Consider the following 18310-nt stretch of genomic DNA (forward strand, 5'->3'; position numbering starts at 1 on the left):
GCCCTTTCACCTGTCACGCCAACCGCTTACTTCAGCAGCAGCGCGTTCAAGCGCTTGACGAACGCCGCCGGGTCGGCGATCTGCGCGCCTTCGGCCAGCAGGGCCTGGTCGAGCAGCAGACGGGCCCACTGGTCGAACTCGCCGTCGTCGGCGGCGCGGATGCGCGCCAGCAGCGGGTGTTCCGGATTGATTTCCAGCACCGGCTTGACGTTGGGCGCTTCCTGGCCGGCCGCCTTCAGCATGCGCAGCAGGTGCGGGCTGAGTTCGTTCTGGCCCACCACCACGCACGCCGGCGAATCCACCAGGCGCAGCGTCACGCGCACTTCCTTGACCTGGTCTTCCAGGGTCTTCTGCAGGCGCTCGACCAGCGGTTTGAAGTCCTCGGCCACTTCGGCCTGGTGCTTCTTTTCTTCCTCGTCGGCCAGTTCGGCCAGGTCCAGGCCGCCCTTGGCCACCGACACCAGCGACTTGCCGTCGAATTCACGCAGGTACGACAGCATCCATTCGTCGACGCGGTCGGACAGCAGCAGCACTTCGATGCCCTTCTTGCGGAAAATCTCCAGGTGCGGGCTGTTGCTGGCGGCGGCGAAGGTATCGGCCGTGACGTAGTAGATCTTGTCCTGGCCTTCCTTCATGCGGCCCACGTAGTCGGCGAACGACACGGTCTGGGCCTGGTCGCCGGTATGGGTCGAGGCAAAGCGCATCAGCTTGGCGATGCGTTCCAGGTTGGCGTGGTCTTCGCCCGCGCCTTCCTTGAGCACCTGGCCGAATTCCGACCAGAACGTGGCGTAGTCTTCCGGCTTGTTCTCGGCCAGGTCTTCCAGCAGCGACAGGATGCGCTTGGCCGAACCGTCGCGGATGGCGCGCACGTCGCGGCTTTCCTGCAGGATCTCGCGCGAGACGTTCAGCGGCAGGTCGGCCGAGTCGATCACGCCGCGCACGAAGCGCAGGTACGACGGCAGCAACTGGTCGGCGTCATCCATGATGAAGACGCGCTTGACGTACAGCTTGACGCCACGGCGGCCGTCGCGGTCCCACAGATCCATCGGCGCGTGCTTGGGCACGTACAGCAACTGCGTGTATTCGCTGCGGCCTTCGACGCGATTGTGGGTCCAGGCGAGCGGGTCGTCGTAGTCGTGCGACACCGTCTTGTAGAACTCGCGGTACTGTTCCTCGGTCACGTCCGCCTTGTTGCGGGCCCACAGCGCGTTGGCCTGGTTGACCGTTTCGAGCTCGTCCTTCTTGACCTGTTCGCCCTTCTCCGAATCCCACTCTTCCTTGGCCATGCGGATCGGCAGCGAAATGTGGTCGGAGTAGCGGCGCAGGATCTCGCGCAGCTTCCAGCCGTTGAGCAGCTCGTCTTCGTCGGCGCGCAGGTGCAGCGTGACGTCGGTGCCGCGCGTGGCCTTGTCGGCGGCGGCGATGGTGAACTCGCCCTGGCCGTCGGACTCCCAGCGGATGGCGTCGGTGGCGCCGGCGCGGCGGCTGACCACCGTGACCTTGTCGGCCACGATGAACGACGAATAGAAGCCCACGCCGAACTGGCCGATCAGTTGCGCGTCCTTTTGCTTGTCGCCGGTCAACTGCGAGAAGAACTCGCGCGTGCCGGAACGGGCAATGGTGCCCAGGTTGGCCACGGCCTCTTCACGCGACAGGCCGATGCCGTTGTCGGAAATCGTGATGGTGCGCGCAGCCTTGTCGTAGCTGACGGTGATGGCCAGCTCGCCATCGCCTTCCAGCAAGGCCGGATTGTCGATGGCTTCGAAGCGCAGTTTGTCGCAGGCATCCGACGCGTTCGACACCAGCTCGCGCAGGAAGATTTCCTTGTTGCTGTACAGCGAATGGATCATCAGGTGCAGCAGTTGCTTCACCTCGGCCTGGAATCCCAGGGTTTCGGACGTGGCGGTCTGGCTCATCGTTGTATGAAAAGTCGGAAAATTAGGGACAAAAGGAAGCCGGAGAGCGGGGCGCAGGGCCCGGGCAGTCTCCGGGAAACCCTGTTGTGATGGGGGCCATGTGACATATTTCAAGACCGGAAAAACCGCCGGCCGTCCGGGAGACGATCAGAAAAGGGACAGCAACCCGCGGCGGTAACGCGTCTTGGCCTCCAGCACCTCCTCGGCCGCGGGCACCGCCAGCGCTCCGCCGTGCACCAGCTTGCGGATGTCGTCGGCCTTGATCTGCCGGGTTTGCCGCGAGCGCAGCAGGAAATCCGCCGCCGCGGGATCCAGGATGCGGTAGATCGGACTGTAGATCAGTTGGGTCGCGCCCAGTTCATCGAGATAATAGAGCGCGTCGCCATTGCGCCAGACCGACCCGAAGCCGTGATAGACCTCGCCCAGCTTGGTCCACGGCCCCGCCGGCGCCGGCTTGAGCCGCAGCACCAGCGTGGACCGGGAAATCAAGCCGCCGCCGCCGCGCGAACGGCTCCAGGCTTCCTGGCTCTTGAGGAACAGCAGTTGACGGCCGTCCCAGAACACATAGGGCGACAGCGCCGTGAAGCCGCCCGCCGCGAACGGGTCGTCGCCGGCCCGCGCCACCACGCCCTGCTCGCTGTCATAGAAATAGATGCCGTCCTTGCTGGCGAACAGCGCATGGTGCACATGACGGCCCGGCTCGTTCAGCAGCCGGTACGGCGCATGCGCCGGATCGAACGCCAACGCGCCCAGGTACACCATGCCGTCGCGCGGGTCATGCAGATACGGTTGGCGGTGCAGGTTGCCGACCGTGAAGGTATACAGCGCCGGATCGTCCGACAGCGGCAGGAGCGTATCCCGGTAATAAACCCGGCGGCCGTCCGCAAAGAAATCATCGCCCGGGCGCTTCTCGCCCCCCTGGATCGCGGCGATGCGGCGCAGCCGCGCCGGGTCGGCCTGCGGCATGTCGCGGCCCTCGTAGAACACGCGCGCGCCGTCGGTGGCCAGTTGGCGGTCGAGCAGCGGCCGGTAGGGTTGCGCGCTGGCCGGCAGGGCCTGGAACGGATACAGGTAAGTCTGCGGCTTGTCGCCCTTGCCGGCGCGGTAGCGGATCCTCTGCCAGAACTCGTCCAGCCGGCCCAGGCCGTGATTGCGTTCGGAGGCAAAATCGCAGAAGTACGTGGTCGAACCGTCGCTGAAATAGCTATTGCCCAGATAGCGCGTCGACGCCGGCCGCAACCCCGCCAGCACCAGGTTGCCGCAGTACACGTGGCGGCCGTCGCGCCCCGCCTGCCGGCCGTCGTAGCGGCCCGTATCGAAGGTTTCGAACGCCGCCGCATCCGCCTCGCGCATCCGGTAATAGCCATTGCTGGGCACGGCCGCGTAAACCTCGCCCTGATAGCGCTTGTAGATGCTGCTGCCATAGGACTCGCCACGGTCGATGGCGGCGAAGTCGTCGCCGCCATCGATCAGCCAGATCAGCAGGCACAGCGGCAGGATGGCGGTCAACAAGACCAGGACAATCACGATCCTTCTGGTGCGCTTCTGCATCGATTCGCGGGCCGGCGGCCCCAGGTGGGCGGTTCAAAATTCTATCAAGCGCCCAGGCGGCGGGTCGGTGGCCGCGCTGCGCCCGGGGGCCTTCCCCGCTAAAATCCCGCACTTTCCTCCCCTACCCCCCGGCCGGCTCCCTGCCATGCAACCCGCCTCCCTGACCCAACCTGCCTCCCACGGCGCGTCCGACGACGCCGAACCCCGCCACGACCTGGTCTACGGCCCCGACGACCGTCCCGCCGCCCCCGTCGCCTTTGTCGCCGCCCTGCAGCACCTGCTGGCCATCCTGGTGCCCATCGTCACCCCCGGCCTGCTGATCTGCCAGGCCCTGGGCGTGAGCAGCCGCGACACCACACTGATCGTGTCCATGTCGCTGGTCATCTCCGGCATCGCCACCTACGTGCAATGCAAGCGCTTCGGCCCGCTGGGCGCGGGTCTGTTGATCGTGCAGGGCACCAGCTTCAACTTCGTCGGCCCGCTGATCGCCGGCGGCTCGGTCATGGTCAAGCAAGGCACCCCGGTCGAGGCCGTGATGGCCGCGATCTTCGGCGTCGTCATCGCCGGATCCTTCGTCGAAATGGGCATCAGCCGCATCCTGCCCTTCGTCAAGCGCCTGATCACCCCGCTGGTCACCGGCATCGTGGTGCTGCTGATCGGCCTGACGCTGATCAAGGTCGGCCTCATCAGCATGGGCGGCGGCTTCGGCGCCATGGCCAGCGGCACCTTCGCCAGCGCCGAGAACCTGACGCTGTCCTGCCTGGTGCTGGGCACCATCATCCTGCTGAACCGCGTGCCGGTGGTGTGGATCCGCAGCACCGCGCTGGTGCTGGCGCTGGCCGTGGGCTACATCGCCGCCGCCTACATGGGCCGCCTGGACTTCACCGGCGCGCGCGAAGCCGCGCTGTTCCAGGTGCCGGTGCCGCTGCACTTCGGCCTGGGCTTCTCGTGGGCGCTGTTCGTGCCGATGCTGATCATCTACCTGGTCACCTCGCTCGAAGCCATTGGCGACGTCACCGCCACCAGCAAGGTCTCCAAGCAGCCGGTCGAAGGCCCGCTGTGGATGCAGCGCATCAAGGGCGGCGTGCTGGTCAACGGCGCCAACTCGCTGCTGGCGGGCGTGTTCAACACCTTCCCCAGCTCGGTCTTCGCCCAGAACAACGGCGTCATCCAACTGACCGGCATCGCCAGCCGCCACGTGGGCGTGTGGATCGCCGGCATGCTGGTGCTGCTGGGCCTGTTCCCCGCCGTCGCCGGCGTGCTGCAGGCCGTGCCCGAACCCGTGCTGGGCGGCGCCGCCATGGTCATGTTCGGCGCCGTGGCCGCCTCCGGCATCAACATCCTGGCCGGCATCCACCTGGACCGCCGCGCCCTGCTGATCATCGCCGTGTCGCTGGCCCTGGGCCTGGGCGTGTCGCAAGTGCCCGAGATCCTGTCGCACCTGCCGCACGCGGTGAAAAGCGTGCTGGAATCGGGCGTGGCCACCGGCGGCATCTGCGCGCTGGTGATGAACTGGTTCCTGCCGGAAAAGAAGTAGGCAGGCCGGGCCGGCGTCCCCGGGCACCGGCCCCTAGCCTGACAATTTTTCCCAGACCGCATATAATCGCGGTCTTCGCTTTACCCGCGACCGTCACCTGGACGGATCCGCGACCAGCCTGCCCGGGTGGTGAAATTGGTAGACGCAGGGGACTCAAAATCCCCCGCCGCAAGGCGTGCCGGTTCGATTCCGGCCCCGGGCACCAAATTGGAAAAGCCGCCACTGCAATGCAGTCGCGGCTTTTTGTTTGGGCTCAGTGCTTGCTGCCGCAGTCGCAGTACAGCGCGCCCGCCCTTGACACACCTAGCCCGTCCACATCCGTGTTCTCCAGATCAGCCTCGCTCGTTCTGCTATACGGGCACGTCGGCCAATATGCGCGCCACAATCCACGCGGCCGCCTCATTCCGTGGATACGATTTCCCTTTTCCTCAGCGCCGTCCGGCACTTGCGGGGGCCGCCTAGCATGATGAGCCCGCGACCGCGACCCTCATCATGGCAAGGCTGGGTTTGGCAATAATGCTTGGTTTTGGGCCGCTGTTTATCGCAGCGTTAATGTTTCCGGTCACCGCAAAATGGTTCGACAAATGGTTTGAGCAGGCACTGGCCTACATACTTGAAATTGCCATCACAATGGTTGTCGTATCTGTCGGTGTGGCGCTATTCAAGGCGCTGTTCGACAGGGTAATAAGCACGACCATGGACAATCCCATCAGTTCGTTTGTGCAGATCATCGTTCTTGCCTTGATCATCTTCTACGCGCAGAGAGAAACGAGTGGCTTAGGGGCGAGACTGGCTGGCGGCATCGCCTTTGACGCTGTGACATTCAGGAGCATGGCGCAGGGTATTGGCAACGTGGTGAATCCTAAGACGACTCGCCGCGATATGCAGTCGGGCATGATGGTTACTGCTGGCCGAACCAACCACATGATTGCAGGCAACACCATGTGGAACCCAGCCTATCGGCAACACGTATTGCAGAACATGGGCAAGAATTGGGGACCGGCAACGGGCGGCTCCGTCAACGGTAAGTGATGTGCATGTTGCGTCCGCATCGGCCTCGTCTTCAGCGAGGCCTTTTCATTCATGGGCGCACATATCTCCGCGCTACGCTTGGGCAACCCCTTCGGTTGCATCCCGCGTCCGTTCTTGCCGGACTGGCCGCGGGGGCAGGCCCAGCGGCTTCGCCTTGTTCCTCCCCCCGGCCGACAGGCTGCATGGCTTCCAGAGGCATCAAGGGTGAAGGCTTCGCCCGGAATCCTCACCCGTTCCCTGCGCTGCGCTTCGGGCTGCGGCTTCCGGTCCCGCCCTTGACGCCTCTTCCGGCCAAACGGCGTCAGTAGCGGTGCTATCAAGCGGATGACGGGTCAAGGGGTTGGTGCGGCCCGCAGCCCACAGGGCGAGGACACGGCCCCTTGACGCGGCAGGAGCGCCCCACGCTATGCCCGGGGGCAGGAGTTCCGGGCCAGAGGCCCGCAACCCGTGCTCCCGAGGCTCCCGCCGGCGAGGGTGGAGAGTCCAGAGAGGCAAAGCCTCTTTGGAAACTACGGCTAATACGCAGCCGATATTGGCGTCCATAGCAGGTAAAACAAGACAATTTCAGCGCACCAGCCTTGAGGTTGCGTGTACCTAAACCAAAATACTCGTACCTCTTGTAAGATCGGGTTACCTACAGCAAGGAGATACCATGGCTGGCGAAGGTAAATGCGGGTTACAGCCCCCCAAAACCATATCAGAGACCGAACGCTGTCGACGCCAATCGGCTATTAACTACGCGCGGGTTTCCGTCGGTCTAGAAGGCTTCTCGCTCAGAGAAGCAGATGAGGCCCACGCCCAGCATTTCATCGATGGTCAGATCAGCCTGCAAGAGTTTGTGCAACCGCGCGCTGACGCGTTAACGCTCCCATAGTCTTCGTCATGACGAAGACTTTGGGATTTGGGGACTAGTGCAGGATAGGCTGTCGCCGGTTTTTGTTTTACCTATGTGACTCATTTGTTGTAAGACTAATAATGAAGCAGGAGCGCTTTAAATGATCAGGAGATTCCGGCTGGAGCAGAAGTCTCACTACGAGAGGCTAGTTATTGCTCAGCGTCTGTCGGACATGCTTGATAAGTTTCTTGACGGACGGCGCGCTCCAATCGCAATCGGTGCCGAACAGGGCGGTATTGAAGAATGGGACGACGTGGTGATCCTCCACTCACCCGTTTCCTATGAACATCTGCAAGTCAAACGTCAGGCCAGTGATTTCTGCACGAAGAATCCAGATAAGACAAAACACCGGACCAAAGCGCCCAAAGAAGGATCTTCCGCCACTGAGCCCACGGATTCCGTCATTGATAAGGCATTCGCCAGCCTCGCCAAGCACGCTGGACTGGGCACTTTCGACACTCTTCCTGATCGTCAGTTTCAGCTAACTCTCATGGGCGCACACCTGCAGATCAAGAAAGACCTCACCGTCGACCATTTGGATGCGTTGTGCAAGCTGTGTCGCCAGGAGGGGCTTGATTTGGACGCACTTGCCAATCGCAAAGACGGCCCTACGGAACGAACCTATCTATGGCTCACGACCTGGTGCGGGTTCAAAGACTGGGCGCAGATAAGGGACACCCTGCGTCGAGTCACCATAGTCTGCGTGGGAAACGATGCGACGTTGGAGCAACGCTCCGCAGAATCTCTCGGCCGGCACTTTACCGATCCAAAACGGACGCTTGAACGGCTGATCACGTACATAACAGACGAGACATCCGACGTGTCCGCTCTTGGCTGTCATGCGGTGGTCCGAGCGCTTAAGGACGAACTCCGCAAAGATGTCCAAACCTGGGTTCAGTACCAGTTAGGTGACGAAGTACTACCTGCCGGCAGACCATGGTCGTTCGCTGGGACATATGATCTAGGAGGGACGACTTCCCGCCCTGCGCAAGGGGTGGTCACTCACATGTGGAGCGTTGAACCGGGGAGTCGAAAGCTGAGGATCTACGCCCCATACACCCCCCCTGTGGGCGCAAACCTCACTCTTCCATCAGCGTTACTGCGAATGGCTCTGCATTTGCCCAATGGCAGTCTGGGGCTGATGCTAGACGAGCCGACGTGGCGCAGTAGCGTCGGCCATGAAGTCGGTCACACGCTCGGTTGCACGGAAAGCGACTTGAACAACCTCCCGTGGTTTGAAAATCCTGAACGTCTAGCGTGTGCGGCGGATCGTGCGTTGGAGACGCAAGGCGCAGCCCGAGCGGAAGCTGATGCACTTGCAAGCGCCATGGACGAAGTAGTGTGGGAGCACCTCGTCCAAGGTGTCTCTGAAAAGCTTGGTGCCATTGTAGATTCTGCCCTAGCAAATGCGATGGAAACGGTTTGGCTGGGATGGTCGGCACGATTCGCCGAGCATCCCGAGAGCCGCCGAAAATTTCTCGAACAACTTCTCTACCCGGAGACGGAAGGGAAGAATGCAAAGCATGCGCTTCGCCTTGGCCCTCGTACTTTGGATCTGCTAGCCACCGCAGTTGAAACCCTGTTGCTGGTCGCAGTGGGCGTAGGCGAAAGCGGTAGCGACTGGACGTCCTTCCCGGATTGCGGGCAAGTGCAAAGCATCGCGCTTAAGTACTGGTCTGGCCCTGCCGGTTGCACTCCAGATGTCCGGGAACTTTCTGACGATCCCTTAATGGCGGTTATCGGCCCTTCCCCTGCCCCAGTCGTAATCTTGTCTGGCGTGAGCAATTCACCGTCAGATCTATTGAACTTCGGAATGGCAGACGACGCCGAGGCGACCACCAGTATGGCGGCGGAACGCCAGCCACATCTACTAGTAACCCGATCCGGGGTGTTTAACCATCTGCGTAGGGGAAGTCTAGCCTCTGTACGTCAACACTTCACCAAACAGTGGCAAGATCGACTGCGCGCCCGCGAGTCGGCCATCGCGAAGAACGCGTAAGGACTCTGAAATGCTAACAATTCCGGACATGGTTGCAGCCATCTCAAAGCGTGCTGAAGGTCGCTACGAAATTTCGTTCCCTGATACGGGTGAACTAGCAGCGCCGTCAATTGAGATTGACTCAACTACGGTGCAACTCAAACGAATCAATCACGAAGGCGCAGGGTGGCGGACTGTGCTGATCGCAGCATTCCCCTTCGATTCAGCAAAAATTCAAGGCGCGTTTCGGTGGGCAGCAGATGTCCGCGACATGCTCGCTGAGCCGCAGACAGCCGACCTATATATGTTCATGCTCATCGAAGGCATTGCGTCAGAAGACGCAGCTCGCCTTGAGGCGGACGACCGCTTCTGCAGAAAGATCGTGGTCAGAGTCCACGAAGATGTTGCCTCCTTTCTAGATCGCAGTTTCTTGGCAACCCTTTCCCCCGCGGGGGGCTCAAATAATATCAACGACCCTCTGCTAGGGGCTCTGGCTTCGTTGAGCCTGGCACACTCCTGGGTCGTGCCCCACGTTGAGACGTGGCGAGAATTGCTATTGTCTGGAAGATCGGGCGGCGATATTGCTGAAGCCTTGAAGGTTGCGGCGTTTGGTGATGAGGAAGCCCAATGAAGCAGCTCAAGTCCATTACGTTATCCAACATCCGAAGATTTGGCAGCGACACCAAGATTGAGTTTAGCCACGGTGCGACTATCCTCTTGGCTCCCAATGGTACCGGGAAGACGGCAATCTTCGAAGCGATCGAGTTCGGTCTCACCGGCAAGATTTCCCGACTGGGCAAGAATTTAACACCGATCATTCGCGACACTCAGACCATGGCCGGCGTAAGGCTGGATTTCGGCGATGTGCAGGCCTCAACTCAGGTAAACAAGGTTGGGAATGTTGAAAGACGAGGCGACCTCAGCCCGCTTTTCCCAGATATAAACCCCGAGGATATTCCGTTTCTACTGAGGCTTACCCATCTACTCGATCAGCGAGAGGGAGAATGGTTGGTAAAGGCAGATGCAAAAATTGCGGGCTCCCAATTGGCGCGACTGCCAATTGGCAAGGATGGCGCACAGGTCAGTTCCGCCCTTGGCAGCATCCGCCGCGCACTCACGGAGCAACTGAAGCAGGTCACGAGCACTTTCGAAGCACTCGAAGCAGAATTTGGTGAGTGGCAAAGCTTGACCCTTGAACGAGATCTGGCTGCTTCCCAGTCTCAGGGTGCCCTTCGTAGCAAAGAAGACATCGCTAAATCCATTTCCGACGTCGCCCGACAGACGCAAAGCTTCGATCAATTGCCCACAGGCCTACTCGTGCCACCGCTGGGCCAGGATGGCTTGGAAACAGTGCACGATGCGTTGGAGCAATTGGTGCAAACCAAGCTGGACCAACTTCGTGGTCAACTCACGGCGCTGGTTGACGTTGATGGACTCATAAGCCGATTCATTTCTGAGCAAGAGCGTTCAGAACAGCTAGGTAAGGAACTCATCACCGCTGCGGAGGACCTTACACAAAAAAAAGAGAATCGTGCCCTAGTCACCGTCAATCATGAGCGACTCCAGCAGGAGTTGGTGAAGGCTGAAGCTGAACGTGATGCAATTATTCAGCAGCTCAATCGACTTATGAATGAGGCCCAAGCCAAAGAATTGGTCGAACAACGCAAACAGATATTGGAGATCGCTGACAAGGCTCTGACCGACGCCGAGTCTTTAGCCTCCACTCTACGTAGCAAACATGAAGGTAACAAGCAGCTCATCGCCCAACACGAACTTATCGACACTCAACGCAAAGCGTTGCTATCAATAGACGCTGACCTTCTCAACGCTCATCAACTTGTAGAACGCTGGGAACAGATACTTCAGCAAGTTACGGCTAACGCGAACTCCGTCAAGGAGGAAAAGACAAAGGAGGATTCCCTTCAGGAACGACTTCAGAACGCGATTTCCTCAAGGGTGTCCGCTGAAGCCCAAGAACTGGCCGCGAAGAGCCAACATGAGACCTTGACGTCGACCGACGATTTGATAAGGCAAGCCGTGGCATCAATCGCGGCCCACCTGCCAAGCGATCGTGGTGACTGCCCCTTATGTGGTGAAGAGCACGGAGCGGTAGGCCTTCATGAGCGTATAGCTAAGGCTTTGGATGCTATCAACCCTAGAGTTGTCGACGCTGAAAGACACGTTAAAAAAGCAACGGATGCTTTGCGTGAATGCACAGAAGCGGTGACACACGCCGAAGCAGAACTAAAGGCATGCAAGGGTAGGGTTGTTGAACTAGAGCGCCAAAGGGCCGACCTAGACGCGGAAATCAACGATATCAGGATGAATACCCTGCTCGAGGGCGATACCGTATCCCTCGCGAAAGAGTCGCTCCGACGCCGCAAAGAGGCAAATTCCTCCGCTAAGCTCCAGCTCGACGAGAAACAGCAGAATCTCGCGGCCCCGCCAGCCCGCGAAGCCTTTGAACAGACAAAAAGCGCCGATGACTCGGCTGCTCGTGCGTTAGATTCTGCGCGGCAGGCCCGATCAGAAGCCGGCAGCAGGCTCGAGCAAGCGACTGCCGCACTGGCTGCGATTACCGCCGACGCTCCGCCTGCACAAACGCTCGACGAATTGTCTTTGGCACAAAACCAAATTGCCAACCGGATTACAGATCTGAACGCTAAGGTGAAAGCTGAGCAGGCCGCATTGGATAGGCATCAGCTTCAATTGAACGACGCCGCTACAAGGGTAGCTAGCCTAGAAGCGCAGCTCGCTGATACACAGGCTCGGCTTGCTACGGGCCGAGCCTCTTGGCGCCAGCTGTCGTTACCCGGCGATCCAACTGCGGAAGTTGCGAACAGTCGTGAGGCTCAATTGCAGTCCACCATCAGCGAGTTGTCTCGACATTCAGAAACGCTACAGACTCTTAAAATCGAAATTGGTGCTTGGCGAAAATTGGATCATGCGCGTGTCGCTCAGAGTCTCCTGGATCGTCGTCGAGGCGACCTCTCGGAGGACGAGTTCGTTGCCAATCTTCGCCAGCGGATAGCGAAAGAGAAATCGCATACGCAGCGTCTGCAGCTATTATCCGGCGCAATGGATACGCTCAATCAGCACCTTTCCTCTGAAATTGCAAATGTTCAAAAGCACGTGCTCGCCGTAGTGCCGCGGTGGCAGGCTCTCTTGAAACGAGTGGTCAGAGAACAGCGTTTTACCGGGACGAGCCTGGATTTTTTCAGCTCCTATAGAAAGGAGCGTGCTGAAGTTTCGGTTCCGCTGCACGGAGAGTTAGTTCCGATTCCAGCGATAGCCAGCGAGGCCCAACTGACCGATGTGCAGCTAACTTTCCTGCTATCAATGGCTCTGGATCACGAATGGTCCTCGTGGCGCGGTCTACTTCTAGACGACCCCACTCAGCACCACGATTTGGTACATGCAGCGTCTGTATTCGACGTGCTTCGTGATTACATTGCCGATCACGGTTTTCAAGTCGTAATTGCGACTCATGACGCCCTTCAAGCCCGTTACTTCATGCGCAAGCTAAAGAATGACGGTATACCAGCACGTCTGTGGTCCCTCGTCCCAGCCTCTGATGGCGTTATAGCAACAGAAACTCCTTGATAGGTAGCCAGTCTCAGCGGGGGCCGAGATCAGCTATCCCTCACGCGTACCTCAGTCGGCACTGTACCGAGATTTCGGTACAGTGCCGGTACAGCGATCAGCTTTCACCAACTCAGATAAAATACTCTAACCTACTGATTTTAAACTGGTTTTACCTATTTCAACCTACGCTAGAATTCGCTTCATTTCCCTGTAGACACACTGTAAACCACCGACTCAAAATCCCCCGCCGCAAGGCGTGCCGGTTCGATTCCGGCCCCGGGCACCAAATTGGAAAAGCCGCCACTGCAATGCAGTCGCGGCTTTTTGTATTTAGGCACCAGGCGTGCGCACTCCCTTGGCCAATAGCGCGACAGTCGCCGCCGGCGCGGAAGATCACCGCTCGCGGGCAGACCGGCCCCACCTGATCCCGGCCCCCCACCTTCCCACATCATTCCCCCCTTGGCATGCCGTCAATAACGCCCCCAGCGCCCCGCGTAATACACCCAATGCCCATGCCGATGACGCCATTCGGGCGGGTGGTACACGTAACCCGGCCGCGCAGGCACCCATACGCCCTCGACCCAGGCATGGCGGCCGCCCACCCATTCCCAGTGGCCCGGCGCCCAGACGTAGCCCACGCGCGGCGGCGGCAACACTTCCACGCGGGGCGGCGGCGGCGCCACGTCGATGCTGATGGCCACGCCGGCCTGCGCCACGCCGGGCACGGCGAGCGCCCCCAGGGACAGGACCACCGCGGCGCCCGCGGTCATCGCGGCTTTGACAAGATTCTTCATGATGCATCTGCCTCGCAGTCGCGTCCGCCGATGCGGACGCGGTGAGGCCAGTGTGCGCGGAAGGAATTAGCGAAATGGTTACGCGCCGGGGGCAGATGGTTTCAGTGGATTTCGCGCGGTGGCGCCCGCCACAGGGCCCGCGGCCCGCCCATCCGGCCCCGGTAAATTCCGCCCAGTGGATTTAAGGGGAATTCCCCGATTCTCCGCCCCGGGTCCGGCCGATACCATTCGCCGCATTTCCGCCGACCGGCGGACATAGATCAATAGGTTGCGCCCTAGCGCGGAGACACCATGAAAGCACTGACCACCGTCGCGGCAGGCGCCGCGCTCCTTTTCTCGTCGTGGAGCGCCAGCGCGGGCGTGACGTTCGAGAGCGTCAAGAACAAGGGCTTCGTGCAGTGCGGCGTGTCCACGGGCGTGGCCGGCTTTTCGGTCAACGACAGCAAGGGCGGCTGGATGGGCCTGGATGTGGATCTGTGCCGCGCCATCGCCGTAACCATGTTCGGCGATGCCTCCAAGGCCAAGATCATGGCCGTCAGCGCGGTGCAGCGCTTCACCGCCCTGCAGTCCGGCGAAGTCGACGTTCTGCCGCGCAACACCACCCTGTCTCTGACGCGCGACACCACCCTGGGCCTGATCGGCGTGGGCGTGAACTACTACGACAGCCAGGGCATCATGGTGAACAAGTCCCTGAACGTGAAAAGCGCCAAGGAACTGGACGGCGCCACGGTTTGCGTGCAGCCCGGCACCACCACCGAACTGAACCTGTCCGACTGGTTCCGCTCGCAGAACATCGTCTTCAAGCCCGTCGTGGTGGAACGCCTGGACGAGATCATCCGCGCCTTCGCCGTGGGCCGCTGCGACGCCTTCACCGGTGACAAGTCGCAACTGGCCGCGGCCCGCACCAACCTCGAGAATCCGGAAAAGTACGAGATCCTGCCGGAGAACTTCTCCAAGGAACCGCTGGGCCCGATGGTGCGCCAGGGCGACGAGCAATGGTTCAACGTGGTGCGTTGGACCATGTTCGCGATGCTGGAGGCCGAGGAATACGGCATCACCTCGAAGAACGTCGACGAGATGCTCAAGAGCACCAATCCCAACGTGCAACGCCTGCTGGGCGTGACGCCGGGCATGGGCAAGAACCTTGGCGTGGATGACAAGTGGGCCTACAACGTCATCAAGCAGATCGGCAATTATGGCGAGAGCTTCGAGAAGAATCTGGGCGAAATCAGCCCGATGAAGCTGGCGCGGGGGTTGAACGCGTCGTATCGGGATGGGGGGTTGATGTATGGGTGGCCGTTGCGGTAAAGGCGGCCTTGAAATGAAAAAAGCGAGCGCGCATTGCGCTCGTTTTTTTTGGGGCACACCGGCGACACATGGGGGGGGGAAGCCGCAGGACGCCTGCGTTTCACCTTAAGTAGTATCGTTGATGACCGCGGCCAGGTTTGCCTCCCCCTCATCCACGTACATGACCACTTCATCGATCTCCGTTCAATTCATCCCCACGGGTTTTACCCCGACCGAAGAACAGAGAAATATCCAGAGTTCCCGCCATCGGACCAGTCTTGTCATCGCCAATGCGGGCGCGGCCAAGACCACCACGCTCGCGCTGCGCATCGGCGAGGCCATCAGCAGGGGGATGGCGCCTGAAGATATCCTTGCGCTGACCTTCACCGATGAAGCGAAGCAAGTGATGCAGACTCGCCTGACCGCCATCGGCATCGCGTACAACACGGCCAGGCGCGTTCGCGTGCAGACGGTCGAGGAGTTTTCGCGGGCGGTGCTGTCCAGGCTCGAAGACAATGTACCCATCAGCCTTCACTCCGCCCGCGAGCAGAGGACCTTTGCACTTTCGGCGCTGGAAAACGTGGGCCCGAATAATCCGGACAGGGCGGACGCACTCGATATCAGCACCCACAACACGGCGATCAGTCAGTTCCTGGAGAATCTGCTCAAGTTGAAGGCCACTATGACGCTGGCCCGGGACGAGGCAGGCATGGATTCCGAATCCGCGGCGGAAAGCCTGGGCATTCCGCTGGGCGACTATCTGTGGGCGGTGGAATATGAAAGGCTGCGTATAGATGCCTTCGGCTATGTGGAGGCTCGCGGCTTTTTCGATGCCACCTATGACCTGGCGTGCACCCTGCGCGCAACGCCAGAAATGCATGAGGCCCTTCCCGCCTTCAAGCTGGTGGTCTGCGACGAGCTGCACGATGTCAATGAAGCCTCGTTCTGCATCATTGAATCGCTGCTCAACGTTCACAAGCCCTACTTTGTCGGGGTCGGCGACAAAGATCAGGTCATTTATTCGCATCTGGGAGCCGACTGCTCGTTCCTGGAGTATCGAATCGCGGCCAGCTTCCCGGGTTGCGTCGCTTTCCCGTTGTCGATGACGTACCGCCATGGGCCGCATCTGGCATATGCCATGGAAGCCTTCAAGAACAAGATCGTCGATTCGACTCTGCCGCTGCACACCGAGATCCGCGAAGCGCCCTATGGCGCTGTGCCGGGCGCTTGCGGACAACAGGTCGTGCAGGCCATCCTTCAGTGGAAAAACGATGGGAAGGCGCTGGATGGCTGCTGCATCCTGTTGCGCGACCATCACCAGTCCATCGAGGTTGAAAACGCGCTGATGCGGGCGCAAGTGCAATATCGCACGTTGATGATGAAAAGTTATCTGCAACGCGATGAAATTCTCTTCCTGCGCGGCATGCTTGCCATCGCGCTGGGCGACCTTCATAGCGTAGCGTCGGCCGACACGCGCTCGGCCATTGTGGAAGCATTGGCCACTTTCGCCGAAGTCCCCCTGACACCGGACGAACTCAACGAGGCCAAAGCGACGATCTCCAAGGACCCGGCGACACTCGAGTATTTCTTCAAAGGCCAGATCCAGCGTGTTGGAAACCCCGCCGCTCGAACGCGTATCGAAAACGCGGTGATGCATCTGCGCGGCCTCGAGCCAGGCGCCCCCGCACATACGGCATTCGAAGCCGTCTGCGAACTCATCGACATGGAAAAGCTGGCGCGGCGGCTCTACGTTCACCCCTACGAAGCCGCGGTCGTGACCAAGTCTGTGAAGGGATTCATCGCGGCGGCACGTGACCTGAAACTGAACCTGCCGGATTTCTCAGCCTGGATTGGCGCCGCGGAGATGTTCGTTGGGGCGCGGCCCACCAGGAACATGGTGTTGTTGGATTGCGTGGCGAACGTCAAAGGCAAGGAGTTCGAGCACGTGATCCTGCCCTTTCTCGACCAGGGCGAATTTCCCAACCCGCTACGCGCACGCCCCGAAGAAGAAAACCTCTTCTACGTCGCGGCAACGCGCGCAAAATCGCGACTCACCCTGATTCCAACGGAAGACCCCGCGCAGCGCAGCCCTTTCATTACCCAGATGCAGCTGACCAGCACGCAAAACCGTGCCAACAACGCCGTCCGCCGCAATCTGGCCCTGCCCACCGCGTCCGTTGGCCAACGGGACCTGAAAGTTGCGTATGCCAATAGGGATGTGGTGAAGGCTTTGGGCGCCCAGTGGGATCGCACGAGAAAGGTATGGTATGTGCCGGGCCACCTGGATCTGGAGCCGTTCAAGAATTGGCTGGCGCAGCCGTGATCCGTCCCTTCCACGGCATTTCCGCTGCGCGTTTATGATGGCACGGTAGCCAGTCGGCGCAAATGCGTTACTCTCCCCACCCCAATCATTCCCCGCAAGGAGCCTCAACATGGCACAAGCCTCCGCCCGCCACATCCTGGTTTCGACCGAAGCCAAGGCCAACGAACTGAAGACCGCCATCGAGAACGGCGCCGACTTCGCGCAACTGGCCAAGGAAAACTCCAGCTGCCCGTCCAGCCGCGACGGCGGCAACCTGGGCACCTTCGGCCCGGGCCAGATGGTCAAGGAATTCGACACCGTGGTGTTCAGCGCTCCGGTCGGCGAAGTGCAAGGCCCGGTCAAGACCCAGTTCGGCTACCACCTGGTGGAAGTGACCAGCCGCAAGGACTGAGTCCCCGCCCAGGACAAGACAAGGCCGCCGCCGGAAGCTTCCGGCGGCGGTTTTTTTGGCGGCGGCGCCGCAGCACCGGATTCCCTGTCAATTGATAATTTCTCTTCAGGTGACAGCGGCCGCGCGCGTGCGACAGAATGGCCTGCACCCGGCCACTACCACTTACCTGAAGGCGGTCGCGGCGCCCGGGCGGAGCCTCATGCGTGAGAACCTGTCCGGGGTCAGCGCGGGTTCGGTCGCACTTGCGGCGCCGTCACCAGCGCGCGCCGGCGCAGGGCCGGCAGCAGCGCCGCCTTGGCCTCCTGGTAGGCGGCATGCTGCTGCGCGGGCGTGAGACGCGGATTGCTGAAGACGCGGGCACCGGCGGCCTTGTTGCCGGCATGCACGCCAAGGGCGGCGCGCTGCTGCCACGGCAGCTCATCGATACACAACTCGGTCTGCTCGCCACGGCTGGCCGCCAGGCGGGCGTCGACGTCCTCGTCGTCATAGGCTTCGTCGGCGCTCATGCCGCGCGCGAATGCCGAGACCCTGCCTACACCCAGCGGCGGGCGATAGCCGCGGCTCCAGTGGTACCACTCCATGATCAGCGCCTCGACCTGATCCGATTCCTCTCGCGTCATGCCCTGCCCCGTCTGATCCTGAATGCGCGCGCCTGGTTGGCGGGCAGCGGGCGCCGCCGGCCGCGTGGTCAGTGACCGCGCGATCGCGGCGCCCGCCTGCGATGCCGCGGCGACCCAGTCTTGCGGCGCCCGCAGCGCCATGTTTCCTGCCTGATTCATTTGCCGCTCCTTGCCATGGGGTTCGATGCCGGTGTCCGCCGCCTGGGGACGATGCCGGGATTGCGGCGCCTGGGCGCCGGGGAGGTGGGACGGCGTTGCCGCCGCCCGGATGGGTTGCCGGGAGAAGCCGCCGGGTAGCGATACGCTACCCACGCTTCCATCTGATAACAGCACATGTTTGGGGTAATCCATGACTGGAATTCTACAAATGTATAATCTCGATTTCAACACTTGTTGTTGCA

At 60.9% G+C, this 18310-nt stretch carries 12 protein-coding genes, 1 tRNA gene and 1 pseudogene; 10 read left to right on the top strand and 4 right to left on the bottom strand.

From position 1 onward, the window contains the following. Window positions 1-26: 26 nt before the first annotated feature. Window positions 27-1916 (bottom strand): molecular chaperone HtpG, encoded by a 1890-nt coding sequence (htpG, locus tag ACN6O8_RS16110; protein WP_427992036.1) that lies wholly within the window; start codon window positions 1914-1916, stop codon window positions 27-29. A gap of 147 nt (window positions 1917-2063) precedes the next feature. Further along, a complete protein-coding gene (locus ACN6O8_RS16115; protein ID WP_427992037.1) occupies window positions 2064-3443 on the bottom strand; it encodes a DKNYY domain-containing protein in 1380 nt (459 codons plus the stop codon). Between the two features lie 169 nt (window positions 3444-3612). Here ACN6O8_RS16115 and ACN6O8_RS16120 point away from each other — a divergent pair, with 169 nt between their 5' ends. The 7 genes and pseudogenes from ACN6O8_RS16120 (at window position 3613) to ACN6O8_RS16150 (ending at window position 12512) form a co-directional block, all read left to right on the top strand. After that, window positions 3613-5004: a nucleobase:cation symporter-2 family protein gene (locus ACN6O8_RS16120; protein WP_427992038.1), complete on the top strand. Its 1392-nt coding sequence runs from the start codon at window positions 3613-3615 to the stop codon at window positions 5002-5004. A 120-nt stretch (window positions 5005-5124) separates the two neighbouring features. Beyond that, window positions 5125-5209, top strand: a tRNA-Leu gene (locus ACN6O8_RS16125). Between the two features lie 281 nt (window positions 5210-5490). After that, a pseudogene (locus ACN6O8_RS16130) lies at window positions 5491-6036 on the top strand (type IV secretion system protein); the annotation flags it as partial. 652 nt (window positions 6037-6688) lie between these two features. Further along, on the top strand, window positions 6689-6910 hold the full coding sequence (locus ACN6O8_RS16135; RefSeq protein WP_427992039.1) for an antitoxin VbhA family protein: 222 nt from the start codon (window positions 6689-6691) through the stop codon (window positions 6908-6910). 121 nt (window positions 6911-7031) lie between these two features. Next, window positions 7032-8930: an ABC-three component system protein gene (locus ACN6O8_RS16140; RefSeq protein ID WP_427992040.1), complete on the top strand. Its 1899-nt coding sequence runs from the start codon at window positions 7032-7034 to the stop codon at window positions 8928-8930. 28 nt (window positions 8931-8958) lie between these two features. After that, a complete protein-coding gene (locus ACN6O8_RS16145; protein WP_427992041.1) occupies window positions 8959-9540 on the top strand; it encodes an ABC-three component system middle component 1 in 582 nt (193 codons plus the stop codon). Beyond that, window positions 9537-12512: an AAA family ATPase gene (locus ACN6O8_RS16150; protein ID WP_427992042.1), complete on the top strand. Its 2976-nt coding sequence runs from the start codon at window positions 9537-9539 to the stop codon at window positions 12510-12512. Before ACN6O8_RS16145 ends, ACN6O8_RS16150 begins: the two co-directional genes overlap by 4 nt. A 452-nt stretch (window positions 12513-12964) precedes the next feature. On the opposite strand, the gene ACN6O8_RS16155 is transcribed toward ACN6O8_RS16150, so the two are convergent. Continuing rightward, window positions 12965-13288, bottom strand: coding sequence for a YXWGXW repeat-containing protein (locus tag ACN6O8_RS16155; protein WP_427992043.1), 324 nt, complete (start codon window positions 13286-13288; stop codon window positions 12965-12967). 291 nt (window positions 13289-13579) lie between these two features. Between ACN6O8_RS16155 and ACN6O8_RS16160 the strand changes: the two genes are divergently transcribed. The 3 genes from ACN6O8_RS16160 (at window position 13580) to ACN6O8_RS16170 (ending at window position 17289) form a co-directional block, all read left to right on the top strand. Further along, window positions 13580-14596, top strand: a complete 1017-nt coding sequence (locus ACN6O8_RS16160; RefSeq protein ID WP_427992044.1) for an amino acid ABC transporter substrate-binding protein — start codon at window positions 13580-13582, stop codon at window positions 14594-14596. 160 nt (window positions 14597-14756) lie between these two features. Continuing rightward, window positions 14757-16898: a UvrD-helicase domain-containing protein gene (locus tag ACN6O8_RS16165; RefSeq protein WP_427992045.1), complete on the top strand. Its 2142-nt coding sequence runs from the start codon at window positions 14757-14759 to the stop codon at window positions 16896-16898. A gap of 109 nt (window positions 16899-17007) precedes the next feature. Beyond that, window positions 17008-17289, top strand: coding sequence for a peptidylprolyl isomerase (locus ACN6O8_RS16170; RefSeq protein WP_006385706.1), 282 nt, complete (start codon window positions 17008-17010; stop codon window positions 17287-17289). Window positions 17290-17510: 221 nt separating this feature from the next. Here the strand turns inward: ACN6O8_RS16170 and ACN6O8_RS16175 are convergent, their stop codons facing one another. Then, complete coding sequence (locus tag ACN6O8_RS16175) at window positions 17511-18260, bottom strand: hypothetical protein (RefSeq protein WP_427992046.1); 750 nt, start codon at window positions 18258-18260, stop codon at window positions 17511-17513. Window positions 18261-18310 lie beyond the last annotated feature (50 nt).

Source organism: Achromobacter sp., assembly GCF_050285565.1.
GTDB lineage: Bacteria > Pseudomonadota > Gammaproteobacteria > Burkholderiales > Burkholderiaceae_B > Achromobacter.